Origin of the sequence: Archangium primigenium (assembly GCF_016904885.1) — a bacterium.
Taxonomy (GTDB): domain Bacteria; phylum Myxococcota; class Myxococcia; order Myxococcales; family Myxococcaceae; genus Cystobacter; species Cystobacter primigenius.
The window spans coordinates 9,454,764-9,468,833 of sequence record NZ_JADWYI010000001.1 but is presented as its reverse complement, the minus strand read 5'-3'; the positions used below and the strand labels follow the sequence as shown (position 1 = coordinate 9,468,833).

General features: G+C 74.1%; 10 protein-coding genes. 5 read left to right on the top strand and 5 right to left on the bottom strand.

All coding sequences use genetic code 11. The features are described from left to right. Positions 1 to 1,463, top strand: a 1,463-nt coding sequence (locus I3V78_RS38755) for a serine/threonine-protein kinase (RefSeq protein WP_476756497.1), incomplete at its 5' end; no start/stop codon positions are given. A gap of 18 nt (positions 1,464 to 1,481) precedes the next feature. On the opposite strand, the gene I3V78_RS38750 is transcribed toward I3V78_RS38755, so the two are convergent. Both I3V78_RS38750 and I3V78_RS38745 read right to left on the bottom strand, forming a co-directional pair. Continuing rightward, positions 1,482 to 4,343, bottom strand: a complete 2,862-nt coding sequence (locus tag I3V78_RS38750) for a TonB-dependent receptor domain-containing protein (RefSeq protein ID WP_204496308.1) — start codon at positions 4,341 to 4,343, stop codon at positions 1,482 to 1,484. A gap of 62 nt (positions 4,344 to 4,405) precedes the next feature. Then, positions 4,406 to 4,855 (bottom strand): HIT family protein, encoded by a 450-nt coding sequence (locus I3V78_RS38745; RefSeq protein WP_204496300.1) that lies wholly within the window; start codon positions 4,853 to 4,855, stop codon positions 4,406 to 4,408. Positions 4,856 to 5,047: 192 nt separating this feature from the next. On the opposite strand from I3V78_RS38745, the gene I3V78_RS38740 reads away from it, so the two are divergent. From I3V78_RS38740 to I3V78_RS40060, 3 genes are all read left to right on the top strand, one after another. Beyond that, positions 5,048 to 6,670 (top strand): carboxypeptidase-like regulatory domain-containing protein, encoded by a 1,623-nt coding sequence (locus I3V78_RS38740; protein ID WP_204496298.1) that lies wholly within the window; start codon positions 5,048 to 5,050, stop codon positions 6,668 to 6,670. Positions 6,671 to 6,900: 230 nt separating this feature from the next. Next, a complete protein-coding gene (locus I3V78_RS38735; protein ID WP_204496296.1) occupies positions 6,901 to 7,338 on the top strand; it encodes a response regulator in 438 nt (145 codons plus the stop codon). Between the two features lie 48 nt (positions 7,339 to 7,386). After that, positions 7,387 to 9,942 carry a serine/threonine-protein kinase gene (locus tag I3V78_RS40060; RefSeq protein WP_338023841.1) on the top strand — a complete coding sequence of 852 codons (2,556 nt, stop codon included), beginning with the start codon at positions 7,387 to 7,389 and terminating at the stop codon, positions 9,940 to 9,942. 6 nt (positions 9,943 to 9,948) lie between these two features. On the opposite strand, the gene I3V78_RS38725 is transcribed toward I3V78_RS40060, so the two are convergent. The 3 genes from I3V78_RS38725 to I3V78_RS38715 all read right to left on the bottom strand — a co-directional run bounded on the left by I3V78_RS38725 (position 9,949) and on the right by I3V78_RS38715 (position 13,271). Then, positions 9,949 to 10,854 carry an SMP-30/gluconolactonase/LRE family protein gene (locus I3V78_RS38725; protein ID WP_204496293.1) on the bottom strand — a complete coding sequence of 302 codons (906 nt, stop codon included), beginning with the start codon at positions 10,852 to 10,854 and terminating at the stop codon, positions 9,949 to 9,951. Between the two features lie 97 nt (positions 10,855 to 10,951). Beyond that, positions 10,952 to 11,443: a hypothetical protein gene (locus tag I3V78_RS38720; protein ID WP_204496291.1), complete on the bottom strand. Its 492-nt coding sequence runs from the start codon at positions 11,441 to 11,443 to the stop codon at positions 10,952 to 10,954. A gap of 118 nt (positions 11,444 to 11,561) precedes the next feature. After that, the gene (locus I3V78_RS38715) at positions 11,562 to 13,271 is read right to left on the bottom strand and encodes a DUF6895 family protein (protein ID WP_204496289.1); all 1,710 of its coding nucleotides are present in this window, start codon (positions 13,269 to 13,271) and stop codon (positions 11,562 to 11,564) included. Between I3V78_RS38715 and I3V78_RS38710 the strand changes: the two genes are divergently transcribed. Next, a complete protein-coding gene (locus tag I3V78_RS38710; protein ID WP_204496287.1) occupies positions 13,270 to 14,025 on the top strand; it encodes an AAC(3) family N-acetyltransferase in 756 nt (251 codons plus the stop codon). The genes I3V78_RS38715 and I3V78_RS38710 overlap by 2 nt on opposite strands. Positions 14,026 to 14,070 lie beyond the last annotated feature (45 nt).

Sequence of the window (14,070 nt, the reverse complement as noted above, 5' to 3'; positions counted from 1 at the left end):
CGGTGGGCGAGATGATGGCGGCCATGTCCAACCCCGTCGTGCCCGCGCTGCACGAGCTGCGGCCCGACGTGGATCCCGCGCTGGACGCCGTGGTGCGCCGCGCGCTCGCGCCCTCGCCCGCGGATCGCTACACCCGCACCGACGACTTCGCCCGCGCGCTGAGCGAGCAGCTGCTGCGCCTGGGGGGCTCCCTGGGCGCCGAGGAAGTGGGCGCCTTCGTGCGCGCGCTCTGTCCCGAGGCCTTCGCCTCGCAGCGCCAGCTCCTGTCGCGGCTCTCGTCGAGCCCGGGGTTGCGCCGCACGCCGCCCCCGGCGCCCCTGGGCCCCACGGGCCAGCCGCTCAACACCCTCATCCAGGCCCCCGGGCCCGATGACGGCTCGGGCATCGGCTTCGCGTCCACCATGGTGCGCGCGGACAGCCGCACCGCCGTGCCCGTGGTGGCCGTCCCGGTGACCGCCGAGACCGTCATCCCCCAGGGCCCGGGTCGCAAGGGCTGGACGGCGGCGATCCTCCTGGGCGCGCTCGGGTTGGTGGGCGCCTCGGCGGGCGTCACCGCGGTGATGATGAACCGGCGTCCGCCTCCTCCGGCGGCCTGGGCCCAGGCCCCGCGGCCCCCGCCCCCCCAGGGCATGTTCGGAGACCCGGGGGCCCACGCGCCTCCGTCCGGCGGCCCGGAGCGACCGCCGCCGCCTCCGCCGCGGGGGCCTCCCCCTCCGAACAGCATGCCGCCGCCCCCACCCCCTCCTCCCGTGGGGGGCCCGCCCGAGGAGGAGCCCCGGGCCGTGGCGGACAGCGCTCCGGCGCGCGCTTCCCGGCTCGTCGCCGCCGAGCACGTGATGGCGCTGCGGCCCGGTCGGGACGCCAGGTCCTTCGTCCTCGACGGGCAGACGGAGGGCCTGCGGCCGGGCAGCGTCGTCCAGGTGGTGGCGGGGCCCGTGCGCGATGGCAAGGCGAGGCTTCTGGGCGAGGCCAAGGTCACCCAGGTGTCCGAGCGGCGCACCGTGGTGTTCGCGGATGCCCGGGTGCGCCGGGCGGATCAGTCGGAGCGGCTCGTGGTGTTGCCCGCCGCCGCCGCCGTGCCGGTGAAGTACACGGTGCCGGCCGAGCCGCCGACCGTGGCGGTGCCCGAGCCCGTGGTGACGCCCAAGGCGCCGCCCAAGCCCGCCGAAGCCGGTACGCCCGCCGCGCGCCGGGAGCTCAAGGGCCGCATCGCGGACCGCAGCTTCTCGCCGCTGCGCAAGACGTTCGAGGTGACCAACACGGACACCATCGTCTGGAGCCACTGCATCCTCGTGGCCCAGGGCCGCAAGATGCTCAAGCTGGGGGGCATGGCACCGGGCACCTCCCGCGAGGTGACGCTCGGGAACTTCGAGCAGGGCGTGCCGGGCGGACCCTTCGTGAAGGCCGATCGCGTGGGGCTCTTCTGCGACGAAGGGCAGGTCGAGTTCCCCTTCAAGCTGTGAAGCGCCGGCCCGGCGGGCTCAGAAGCCGCCGGTGAGCTGGAGCGTGAAGGTGCGGCCGTACTGCGGCACGGGCACCGCGGAGCGCTCCTCGCCGAGCGCCAGGGCGTAGCGCGTGTCGAGCAGGTTCTGCACCCCGGCGAAGTAGCGCAGGTGGGCCAGCTCGCCGGACAGGCCCATGCCGAGCAGGAGCGCCTCGCCGTGATCGCCGCCGTCTCCGGCGTCGCCGCGGGCGCTCTGGTAGGTGGCCTGGGTGGCCAGGCGCACGTCGCCCTGGCCCAGCGGCAGCAGCACGCGGCCCGCGGCCAGGTGCGTGGGGGACGCGTTGAGCGCCTCGCGCGAGGCGTTGCGCAGCGAGACGAAGGAGTAGCTCAGGTCCACGAGCAGGTAGCGCCCCGGCTGCCAGCGCAGGCCCACCTCCGCGCCCCAGGCCCGGGTCTCCCCGGAGCGGTTGCTGAAGACGACACAGGCGGTGGGGGCGGCGGGATCTCCACAGCCCGGCGGGCCGTCCTGGGGCTGGAGCACCACCAGGTTGGAGATGCGGTTGTGGTAGCCGGCGAGCGTGAGGCGCAGCTCGTTCGTCACGTCATGCGCGTGCTCGAGCTCCAGGGTGGTGATGGTCTCCGGCGCCAGTTGGCCTGCGGCCGCCTGGGCGCGTCCCCCATCCTCGTAGTCCAGCTCGTAGGGGGTGGGGGCGCGAAAGGCGCGGCCCACCACCAGCTTGGTGAGGCCCTGGGCATAGGGCCGGCCGATGAGCGCCAGGCGCGGCGTGAAGGGCGCGCTGTCCAGGTTCGTGTAGCGATCCAGGCGCACGCCGGCGAACAGGCTCCAGCTCGGATGGAGGTTCCACTCGTCCAGCAGGTAGGCGGACAGGAGCGCGCGCGAGCCGATGGGCATGGGGGCCGAGCCCTTGGGGCCGAAGCTCTTTTGATCCAGGCGCACCTGGGCCTGGCCCTCCGTGCCGAAGGTGAGGTGGTGGGCGCCCAGGCGCAGGCGCAGCCGGGCCTCGGCCGACAGCCAGTCCGCGCGCGAGGCGTCGGTGTCCTGCCTCAGGCCCTCGTCGGACTGGGCGTACACCCAATGGCCCTCGTAGCGGCTGGCGTCGTAGGCGCCGCGCAGGGACAGCACCAGGCGCTCGCTCAGGGGCTGCTCGTAGCGCGCCTCGGCGAAGCCGCGCACGTCGCTCACCTGGGTGCCCGGCGCGCCGAGCACCGTGCCGAAGGGGCCCATGGGGCTCTGCTTGAGCCGCCAGTGCCACTGGGCGTGCAGCCCGAGCCGACCCGCGCGGGCCCGGAGCGAGGCGCTCGCGGCGCGCTCCGCGTCCAGGCCCTCGATCGTGGGCAGGCCGCTGCCCAGCCGCGTGAGCTCCGCGCCCCGGAGATTGAGCCCCGCCACGGACAGGAGCACCGAGTCCCGGCCCCGCTCCCAGCCCGCGCTCGCGCGCACCCGCAGGGCGCCGAGCGAGCCCGCCGCCCCGGTGAGCTCCGCGTGCTGCTCGCCCCCCAGCGTGTCCCGGGGCACCACGTTGATGACGGCGAAGAAGGCGCCCGTGCCGTACAGGGCGCTGCCCGGGCCCCGCACCACCTCGATGCGCTCCACCTCGCCCAGGTCCACCGCCAGGTCGCGCGCCGAGTAGCCCTGGCCCGTCACGATGTCGTTGAGCGGATGGCCGTCCCAGAGGATGAGCACGCGGGTGTTGAAGTCCCCCGGGGGCGCGAAGCCGCGCACGCCCAGGTAGGTGTACGTCCGATCGTCGGACACGAAGATGCCCCGCACGGCGCTCAAGGCCTCGGCGAGCGTGGTGTAGCCAAAGGCGCGCAGCTCCTCGCGCGACAGCACGCTGATGGAGGCGGGGGCCTCGTCCACGCTGAGCAGGTTCTTGGACGCGGCGCGCACCGGCGGCGGCACGTAGCGCAGCGGCGCATGCACGCGCGTCTCCTGATCCGCCCGCACCAGCACGGGCTGGTGCAGGGGGCTCACGTCCCGGCTCTCCACCTCCAGGTCGTGTTCCCCCTCGGTGAGGGTGATGACGGTGGGGGTGAAGCCCATGGGGCGGCCGTCCACGCGCACGGTGGCGTTGTCGCGGTTGGCGGTGACGATGAGGCGGCCGGTGGGGGGCGGGCGGGGGCTGAGCGCCACGGAGAAGGGCACCTCCTCGTCGGCCACCACGTCCACCACCACCTGGGCCGGGGTGTGGCCGGGCGCGCTCACGTGCAGCACGTGTTGACCCGGGGGGAAGCGCAGGGTGCCGGGCACCTGGCCCAGCACGGGGCCGTCCGGGGAGGCGCGCACCTCGGCGCCCGAGGGGGTGCCCGTGAGCCGCACCCCGCCGGTGATGAGCTCCAGGGTGAAGGTGCGCTGCTCGGCGCGCCCGGGCGTCAGCTCCACGGACACCGTGGCGCGCCGGTAGCCGTCCTTGTGCACCATGACCTCGTGGCGCCCGGGGGACAGCGCGAGCGTCTGCGGGGACAGGCCCCGGGCGCCCAGGTCCTCGCGGTCCACGAAGACCTCGGCGCCGGGGGGATCCGTGGTGATGCGGATGAGCGCCACCTTGGGCCGCAGCCGCTCGAGCGCCCGCTCCACCTCGGCGGCGTCCACCGCCGGCAGGGCCTCGCGGGTGAGGTCGTTGTAGTAGCGGTAGGCCTCGTTGTAGCGGCCCAGGGCCTCGTAGCAGCGCGCGATGTTGTAGAGGACGTTGCGGTTGGGCACCAGGCGGTAGCTGGTGAAGTAGGAGCGCAGCGCCTCCACGTACTGCCGCCGGGCATAGGCCTGGTTGCCCACCTCGAAGCTCACGTCCGCCTCGTCCGCGGTGTTGCTGGCCCGCACGGCCGCGGGCACGAGCAGCAGCGACAAGAGCAGGAGCAGGCGGCACACGTCCCTCATCCCCCCATTCTTCCACGCGGCGTCCCCCCGTCCACCTCGTGGAGGCCCGCCGGGCCACGCGCTCAGCGGGAGAGGACTTCACCCAGGGCCCGGGCCGCCGCCTCCAGCGCCTCCGGGGACTGGGCCTCCTCGGGCCGCGCGTCGAAGACCCCCCGGCCCCACAGCCGCGCGGGCGTGTCCGGGTAGCGCGGCACCAGGTGCACGTGGCAGTGCCGCAGCACGTCCCCGATGGCGAACACGTAGGCGTGCGCGGCGCCGAGCACCTCGCGCTGGGCCCGCGTCACCCGGGCCGTCCAGGCCCCCAGCTCCCGCGCCTCCTCGTCCTCGAGCTCGTAGACGGCGCGCACGTGGCGCGTGCTGGTGAGCACCACCCAGCCGGGCACGGGGCTCGCCGAGGCCACGCCGTGCAGCACCCAGCCGGGAGGCCGGGCGATCACTCCCCCCAGGGGTCGTACCTTTCCGGTCACCACGCCACAGCCCAGGCAGGGCGCGTTCACGTCCACGTCACTCATGGCGCGCCACGCTAGCAGCGCCCGCCCGGGGGTGGGGCAAAGACCCGGCGCGCCAACTTGACGTCAGAGGGCGGTGGGTCGGAGACTGCCGGGCCGCTACCCTCCGTGGACGACCCGCGCAAGCGGTCGCCGCGCGCGGGGTCTCGGAAGCGTCGGATTTCAAATTCAAGCAGCCAAGGTGGGACGATGAAGATGCGCTGGGCAGTCGTGGTGCCGTTCCTGGTGATGGGGTGCGGCCCCGGGGGCTCGAATGGAGATGGGATCGCCGATGGCGTCCTCAAGCCGGATTCCGTGTCGGCGGTGGCGCCGGCCACGCCCAAGGGCACCGTCTCCGGGCAGGTGCTCGACACCCGCATGCAGCCCCTCACGGACGCCACCGTGACGCTGCTCATCGGCAGTGACACGTCGGGCACGGCCTACTCCAAGAAGACGGACGGCGCGGGCAACTTCATGTTCACCGGCGTGCCCGCGGGCTCGGGCGTGCTGGTGACCGCGTCCAAGGACGGCTACGCCACGCTGCGCGCCAACACCACCGTGCCCTCCAGCGCGGGCAACATCCCCATCAACAACGGCAACGCCAGCCTGGGCGCCATGATGCTGGCGGACACCAGCGGCTCGGTGAGCTTCACGCTCTACACGCCCTCGGGCCACCCCGCGGCCAACGCGCGCGCCTACCTCGAGGCCACGCCCGCCGGCATGCTCGCCTTCAACGGCACCGAGGCCTCCACCACCAGCTCGGTGATCGCCACGCCGGTGCTCGCCAACGAGATGGGCATCGTCACCTTCTCCGGCGTGCCCTCCCCCGGAGAGCTCGCGCGCATCGGTGGCGCGGGCTTCGGCGGCTACCGCCTCTTCGTGGACCCGGTGGACTACAACGGCGATGGCATCATCGACGCGGCCGGCACGGTCGCCGAGTTCAGCGCCTCCTCGCTGATCGGCCGGGGCTACTCGCAGCTCGTGCGCCTGGAGTCGCCCACCAACACCGACGGGGGCGGCACCTTCAACCTGGTGGCCACCAACCTGGCGAGCCTCCAGGCCACCGTCGACCGGCGCCCCTCGCGCAACCTCCTGCGCGAGGGCGAGTCCATCTTCCTGGGCTTCAACCAGCCCGTGCTGCGCGAGTCGATGCTCGCCATCCTCACCGACGAGTCGGGGCGGGATCAGATCGACGTCACCGTGACCGCCAACGCCACCGGCGACGTGTACTCCATCACCCCCGCGGCGGGCCGCATCGCCGAGGGCCAGGAGTACAACCTCATCCTGCGCGCCACCTCGGCCTACTCGGGCCTGGTGCGCACCTGGAAGGGCTCCTTCGTGCGCGGTGACGTGAAGAGCCCGCGCGCGCTGGCCATCACCTCCGTGACCTTCAAGGACCTCAACACCGCGGGCAACGTGTCCAACGTGCTGGATGCCGGCGAGTGCGTGGTCGTCACCTTCAACCAGGTGGTGTCCACCAACCCCGGCGCCGTCATCCCGCTGGAGGCCACGCTGTCCGGCGGCCCCGAGACGCTCAACATCAAGACGGTGCTGCCGGCCTCCTACCCCGCCACGGGCAATGCCTGCTTCCCGGGCGAGGCGACGAAGTTCCCCATCGACAGCGCGGCTTCCGCCACCACGCGATTCTACTTCCAGTACGGTACGGCGGGCGCGGCGGGCTACCCGCCCCTCAACCCGCGCAGCGTCACGGCCAACCTCCGCATGGAGTTCACCAAGTTCCAGCTGCTGGACCTGGCCTCCTACTACGAGACGGCGTGGGGCGTGCCGGTGCCGGCCACCACGGTGCTCGAGAAGCAGCTGCTCGCGCCGCAGCCGTAGCCGGGACGCGGGTCCACGACCTGTCCGGGAGTCGTAGCCCCGGAGGGTGAGGCTCCGGGCCGCGCCAGGCGGCCCGGAGCGCCCAAGTCACCATCCCCGTGCGCGAACTGTTGGCGCGCGGACAGGAGCCCGGGGCAAATGCCCCGCCGGGCCTCGGCGGCCACGAGCGCATCCGCCGGGCCGTGCATAGCATCGTCCGGCGTCACCACCTTCTCCGAGGGCTTCGCGCCATGACCGCACCGCTCACGCACTCCCTCGACACTCCCACCCGCGCCCACGCACGTCAGCGGGTGCTCGTGGTGGACGACTTCGACGACGCCCGCGAGATGTACGCGGAGTACCTGGAGTTCGTGGGCTTCCAGGTGGACGTGGCGCGCAACGGGGTGGAGGCGGTGGAGAAGGCCCAGGGGGCCCTGCCCGACATCATCCTCATGGACCTGTCCCTGCCGGTGATGGATGGCTGGGAGGCCACGCGCCGGCTCAAGCAGGATCAGCGCACGCGCAATATTCCGGTCATGGCGCTCAGCGGCCACGTGCTGGCGGGCAACGCCGAGCAGGCGCGGCAGGCGGGCGCGGACGAGTTCGTCGCCAAGCCGTGCCTGCCGCAGGACCTGGAGGACCGCATCCGCCGGATGCTCCAGCCCGGCAAGTCCAAGGTCACGCCCTAGAGTCCCGAGCCGCTCGGCCGTTTCCTCGTGGTCACCCCAGGGGGGGCCGTGGACCCGTTGCCATCGACGCGCCCGGACGCCGACGGGTGGACACCACCCGAGGCCTTCGACGAGTACCGTCTGGTGCGGCCCCTGGGCCAGGGCGCCACGGGGCAGGTGTACCTCGCCCATGACACCCTGCTGGATCGCCCCGTGGCGGTGAAGTTCGTGCGCGCGCTCGGCCCGGGCGCCTTGAGCCGCTTCCTCGTGGAGGCCCGCGCCGCCGCCCGTCTCCAGCACCCCAACGTCGTCACCCTCTACCGGGTGGGCCAATGGGACAGCCGCCCCTACCTCATCTCGGAGTTCGTCCGGGGGACGTCGTTGGACCGGCTGCCCCGGCCGCTGCCCTGGGAGCGGGTGTGGGCGATCGGCCGGGAGCTGGCGCGGGGGCTGGGCGCGGCGCACCGGCGCGGCGTGCTGCACCGCGACATCAAGCCGGCCAACGCGCTGCTCACCGAGACGGGCGAGGTGAAGCTCCTGGACTTCGGGCTCGCCAAGCTCCTGGACGCCGAGGCGCCCGCGCGCGAGGACACGCCGCCCGCGGGCGGATGGGAGCCCGGGGAGGAGGGCGAGCCCGAGGGGGCGCTGGCCGGTTCGCTGGACGGCATGAGCCTGCCCACCCTGCCCGAGGGCACCCGCGTGGGCACGCCCTACTTCATGTCCCCCGAGGCGTGGGCGGGCGACGTGCTCACCGCGCGCAGTGACGTGTACTCGCTGGGGCTCTTGCTCTACGAGCTGTGCGCGGGGCAGGGGCCCTTCCGGCACGTGCCGCCCCGGGAGCTGTGCCTGGCGGTGTGCTCGCGCGATGCGCGCCCCCTGGCCGAGGCCGTGCCGGGGGTGGATCCGGACTTCGCGGCGGTGGTGGACACGTGCCTGCGGCTGGTGCCCGGCGAGCGCTTCGCCTCGGCGGTGTCGCTCCTGGACGCGCTCGGCCACCTCACGCGCGACGCGCGGGCGGACGCGCTGCCCGAGGGCAACCCGTACCGGGGCCTGCAGCCCTTCGAGGCCGAGCACCGCGCGCTCTTCTTCGGCCGACAGCGCGAGCAGCGCGAGGTGCTCGAGCGGCTGCGCTCCGAGCCCTTCCTGCTCGTCACCGGGGATTCGGGCGTGGGCAAGTCCTCGCTGTGTCTGGCGGGCGTGCTGCCGCGGCTCGGGGACGGCGCGCTGGAGGACGGGCGGCGCTGGCGCGGCGCGCGGCTCATCCCCGGCCGGCGCCCGCTCCACGCGCTCGCCGCCGCGCTCGCCCCGGTGCTGGACCTGGACGAGGAGGGGCTCGCCAACCTCGTGCGCGCGGACCCCACGGGCCTGGCGCGCCAGCTGCGCGTGCGGCTGCGCGGGGACGAGGGCGTGGTGCTCTACGTGGACCAGCTGGAGGAGCTGGTGACGCTCGCCGAGGCGGACCAGGCGGCGCGCGTGGGACAGGCGCTCGGGGAGCTCGCCGCGGGCGTGTCCGGCGTGCGCCTCCTGGCCACCGGCCGCAGTGACTTCCTCACCCGGCTCACCGCGGTGCCCGGCCTGGGCGCGTTCGTGCCCGGCGCGCTCTTCCTCCTGCGCGCCCTGGGGCCGGAGGAGATCCACGAGGCGGTGGTGGGCCCGGCGCGCGCCAAGGACGTGCGCTTCGAGTCCGAGGCCCTGGTGCACACGCTCGTCACCTCCATCTCCGCCACGGAGGGCGGCCTGCCGCTGCTCCAGTTCGCGCTCGCGGAGCTGTGGGAGGCGCGCGACGAGGCCCGGGGCGTCATCACCCCCGAGGCGCTGGAGGGGCTGGGCGGCGTGGCGGGGGCGCTCGCCCGGCACGCGGACGCGGCGGTGGAGCGGCTTCTGCCGGACCAGCGCGCGGTGGCGCGGGGCGTGCTCCTGCGTCTCATCACCCCGGAGGGCACCCGGGCGCGCAAGACGGACGACGAGCTGGTGGGCGCGGACCCCCGCCAGCGCGCGGTGCTGGAGGCGCTGGTGCGCGCGCGGCTGCTCGTGGCGCGCGAGGTGGAGGGGGGCACCTCCTACGCGCTGGCCCACGAGGTGCTGCTCGGCGGGTGGGGCACGCTCGCGCGGTGGCTCGCCGAGGCCGCCGAGCACCGGATCATCCAGGCGCGCCTGGAGGCCGCCTCCGCGCGCTGGGAGCAGGAGGGTCGCGAGCGCGCGCTCCTGTGGGGCTCGCGGCAGCTCGCCGAGGCGCGCCAGCTGGAGCCCTCGGCGCTCACCCTGCGCGAGCGCGCCTTCCTGGAGGCCTCGCGCCGCACCCGGCTGCACCGTCGGCGGCTGGGGCTCGCGCTGGCCGTGGGCTTCGGGCTGTCGTTCGTCACCGTCCAGGCCGGCCCCCGGCTGTTCGCGACGGCCCACGAGGCCGGGACGCGCGAGGACCTCACGCGCGCGGCCCACTGCCTGGCGCAGGCCCGGCACGAGCGCGAGGCGCTGCGGCACGCGCGCGAGGAGGCCCACCAGCACTACCGGGCGGGGCGCGGGGCGGAGGGCGACGCGGCCTGGGCGCGCGCCGCCGTGGCCGAGCGCGCCCTGCACCGGCTCCTGGACGAGGCCGGTGCGCTCCTGGAGCGCTCGCGGGAGTAGCGGCGACTACTTGCGCGACGGGTCGAGGCGCGGACGGGGGAGGCCCGCCACGGGCGCCTCGAAGGCGAACAGGTTGCCCTCCTCGGGCCGCTGCCGCCGCTCCTCGGGGCTGAGCGTGTGGTTGGCCGAGGTGACGTACACGGTGCGCAGGTCGTCCCCGCCGAAGGTGGGCATGGTGGGGTACTGCACCGGCATGCGCACCTCGCGCTCCACGCGGCCCTGGGGGTCGAAGCGCAGCACCTTGCCGGCGCCGTGGATGGCGCACCACAGGAAGCCCTCCGCGTCCACGCTGGCGCCATCCGGCCCGGTGCCCTCCTCCACGCGCGCGAAGACGCGCTCGTTCACCGGCTGGCCGAGCGCCGGGTCATAGTCCGCGGCCCAGAGCGTCTTCTGGAGCGTGTCGCCGTAGTACATGGTGCGGCCATCCGGACTGAACGCCAGGCCGTTGGCCGTCTTCACCGGGCGCGTGCCCGCGTGCCACCGGCCGCCGCCGTCGTAGCGCCAGAAGGGGGCCTCGCGCGGGGCGGGGCTCGCGTCCCCGGGTTGGAGCGGCTCGTACATGGGGCCGATCCACAGCCGGCCCTGGCGGTCCAGGCCGCCGTCGTTGAAGACGAAGCGGCGGGGATCGAAGGGCGGGGGCGCGAGGAAGCGCAGCGCGCCGTCCGCGAAGGTGAAGTCGAACAGGCCGGTGCTCAGCGCCACCACGGCGCCCGTGTCCGTGAGGGCGAAGGCGCCAAGGGCCGCCGGCATCTCCCAGGCGCTGTCCTGGCCCGTGCGCGGGTCGAAGACATGGAGCGCGGGCTCGCGCAGGCACTGCCAGAACAGCCGCCCCGAGGCCGCGTCCCAGACGGGACTCTCGCCGTTGAGGGACTGGGCCTTGAGGACACATCGCACCGGAGTCGTCGCGCTCATGCCCGCGGTTATGCCTGGGCGGAACGGCGCCGCCCACGCTCAAGCGCGGGGGCGAGCCTCCTGCATCGCCTGGCGGACAGTGCCCCGCGTCGAGGGACTAGAACTGCCAGGTCGGCGTGGTGCCGCTCGCGTACTGTCCCTGGTTCTTGAAGTAGATGTCCACGAAGCACGAGTCCGAGTAGCCGCCCGGGGTGTAGGGGCCGCTGCACTCCACGCTCTGACTGGTGCGGTCCAGTCCCCCCGCCGTCGACGAGCCGCAGACGATCTGCCCGGCGAGCTGGTTGTTGTAGAGCGTGTTGTGCATGTTGATGGCGGTCTTGGACTTACACGTCGTCACGCAATAGGAATACATGCGCGTGCCGTCCAGCGACCGGCCGATCTGCTGGGTGACAGTGCAGTTGGCCTCGGTCAGCCCCGTGCGGGTGTACGTCTGGGTGCCCTGGGTGGACGTGGGCGGGGTCGCGTACGACGTGCTGCCGCCGTGCTGCTCCAGGGCTCCGAGGGCCTCGGGGCTCCGCGCGTCCAGCTCCGCGCCCCCACAGCCCACCAGCAGACCCACCACTGCCATCTTCCATGCGCTCGTGCTCATCCTGGTTCTCTCCGGGAAAGGCCCAAGCACATACGCAAACAATCAATTCCTGGCAACCGGGGGCATTCTGCCCCAATTCCTGTCACCTGAAACGATTGGGGAGCGCGGGGCGGGGAAATCACTCTCCGTGTGGCGGACGCTCTCCGGCGCCCGCGAAGGCGAGCAGGCCCGCGGCGGTGGCGTGCGCATCGCCCATCAGGTCGCCCCCGGGCTGCTGCTGCTCGGCGAGGAAGGTGAGCAGCGCCGCGTGCGCGCCCCCCTCCGTCTCGCCCGCGCATTGCAGACAGAAGGCCAGCTCCCCGGCCAGGTCCACGTTGCCCTCCCCGAGCACCCACGGCGTGGCCACGAGCAGCTCCTCCGTCCAGGCCTCGGTGTCGGGCGCGCGCAGGGGCGCGCGCAGGTAATGGCTGTCCAACAGGAACAGGTGCGTGAGCCAATACACGGTCACCACCCGCGACACGTCGCGGAAGGCGTGGGGCGCGATGGGCAGCCGCACGTCCAGGCCCCGGAGCGCCGCCATCTCGCCGAGCAGCCACGCGTGGAGCCCGGAGCCCTCCTCGTCCAGGGCCACCAGGTAGGTCCGCAGGGTATCGGGCGGGAGGGATTGATTCGGCAGGCCGCGCGCGTCCCGCACGAACCACGCGTCCACGCGCGCCATGCCCTCCTCGGCGTCCAGTCCGGGGGGCAGCGCGAGCGGCACCTCGGCCAGGGCGTCCACGGCCGCCTCCAGCGCGGGCCCGAGCGCCCAGCGCGCGAAGGCCCGGGGCGCATGGCCCTCCAGCATGTGCAGGGTGAGCGCCCGCAGGGCGCGGGAGGCGTCGTCGGTGCCCTGGGACAGCGCGAGGAACGCGGTGAGCGCGCGGCGGGCCTCGTCCTCGTAGCGGGGGAGCGCCCCGGCGGGCACGCCGGGCAGCCGCAGGAGCGCCATGGCGTCGCGGGTGAAGGCGGCCTCTCCCGGTGAGGCCGTCACCGCCTGGCCCATCACGGCGGTGGCCGCCGCGGTGGCCTCGAGCGCGCGGGTGTAGCGCTCGCGGAAGGTGGCGCCCTCCACGCGCACCCGGTAGGGCCCCACGCGGTGCGCGCCGGTGGCGGCGGCGAGCCGGGCCTGCTGTCGGCTCTTGAAGGACACCTCCAAGGGCGCATGGGGCAGGGGCTCGAGCGGCCGGGGCGGGCGGGTGGCGGCCTGGCGCAGGTCCGCGAGCACGTCCTCCACGGGTCGTGAATAGGCGCGTGTGGACGACAGGGCGACCTTGGTGCGCACATAGCCCACGCGGGCGCCGAGGCTCTGGCCCAGCACGTCATCTCCGGAGACGAACACCGCGGGCACGCCCGCCTCCGCCGCCAGCCCCAGCACCACGTCCGACTCGGACAGGGCCCGGCCCGCGCACGTCCAGGCGCCGAGCATGTCCTGGGTGTGGGCGCCGAAGCCGCCACTGCCCGCCGCCGCGTGCATGCCCAGGCACACCACCGCCTGGACGTCCTCGAACAGCGGGGCCGCGCAGGCGTCCGTCTCGGAGAAGTGGAGCTCGACCTCGGGGGGCAGCGCGGGGGCCAGCAGGTTCATCTCCCCGGAGCCGCACAGGTGGCTGTCGCTCACGCGCACGTGGGTGAAGCCCGCGGCGCGCAGGCCCTCCACCACGGCGCCCACCTCCGCGGTCATCAAGGCCCGGGCTTTCGCGTAGGCGGGGGTGCCGGCCAGCAGGGCGTCGATGGTGTCCACCTCGGCCACTCCCTCCAGGTCCACGATGATGAGCGCTCGCGTCATGTCCGAGAGGATGCCGTGCCCCGGCGGGAAATGGCAGACCCGGGGGTTATGCTCGCCGCCCATGAGAACCCCCTCAGGACTGGTGGAGGACCTGCGCCAGCTCGGCGTGGGCCCAGGCGACCTCGTCATGGTGCACGCCTCGCTGCGCCGGCTGGGCCCCGTCGAGGGCGGCGTGAGCGGCGTGTTGGACGCCCTCGACGCGGCCGTGGGGCCGGACGGCACGCTGCTGATGACCCTGGGGGCGGACGACGCCGAGCCTTTCGACGCCGAGCACACGCCGGCCCAGGCGGATGTGGGCTACCTGGCGGAGGCCTTCCGGCGACGTCCCGGCACCCGGGTGTCGGACCATCCCGAGGGGCGTTTCGGGGCCCGGGGCCGGCGGGCGGAGGCGGTGCTCGCCGACCCGCCGTGGAACGACTACTACGGGCCGGGCTCGCCGCTCGACCATGCCGTCCGGCTCGGCGTGCGGGTGTTGCGGCTGGGCGCGGACCTCAACACCGTGACGCTGCTGCACCTGGCGGAGTACCTCGTGGAGCTGCCCTCCAAGCGGCGGGTGCGCCGGTCCCCCCGGGTGCGCGGTCCCCAAGGACCCGAGGTCCGTGTCGTCGACTGCCTCGATGACGAGCACGGCATCGTCGACCTCGGCGGAGAAGACTATTTCGCGCGCCTGCTGGGGGACTATCTCGCCCAGGGTCGGGCCCGCACGGGCCTCGTGGGCCGGGCGAACAGCGAGCTCATCGAGGGCGCGGACCTTGTCTCGTTTGGCGTGCGGTGGATGGCCCGTCACCTGGACGTCTCGGGGCCCGCCGGTTCCTGATGTCTGGTCCGTTGTTGATTCCTCTCATTCGCGAGAAAGTAGACA

Coding starts and splice junctions, on each gene's coding strand:
- I3V78_RS38710 (WP_204496287.1), top strand. CDS start 13,270: ATGAGAACCCCCTCAGGACTGGTGGAGGACCTGCGCCAGCTCGGCGTG.
- I3V78_RS38750 (WP_204496308.1), bottom strand. CDS start 4,343: ATGAGGGACGTGTGCCGCCTGCTCCTGCTCTTGTCGCTGCTGCTCGTG.
- I3V78_RS38735 (WP_204496296.1), top strand. CDS start 6,901: ATGACCGCACCGCTCACGCACTCCCTCGACACTCCCACCCGCGCCCAC.
- I3V78_RS38745 (WP_204496300.1), bottom strand. CDS start 4,855: ATGAGTGACGTGGACGTGAACGCGCCCTGCCTGGGCTGTGGCGTGGTG.
- I3V78_RS38725 (WP_204496293.1), bottom strand. CDS start 10,854: ATGAGCGCGACGACTCCGGTGCGATGTGTCCTCAAGGCCCAGTCCCTC.
- I3V78_RS38740 (WP_204496298.1), top strand. CDS start 5,048: ATGCGCTGGGCAGTCGTGGTGCCGTTCCTGGTGATGGGGTGCGGCCCC.
- I3V78_RS38720 (WP_204496291.1), bottom strand. CDS start 11,443: ATGAGCACGAGCGCATGGAAGATGGCAGTGGTGGGTCTGCTGGTGGGC.
- I3V78_RS38715 (WP_204496289.1), bottom strand. CDS start 13,271: ATGGGCGGCGAGCATAACCCCCGGGTCTGCCATTTCCCGCCGGGGCAC.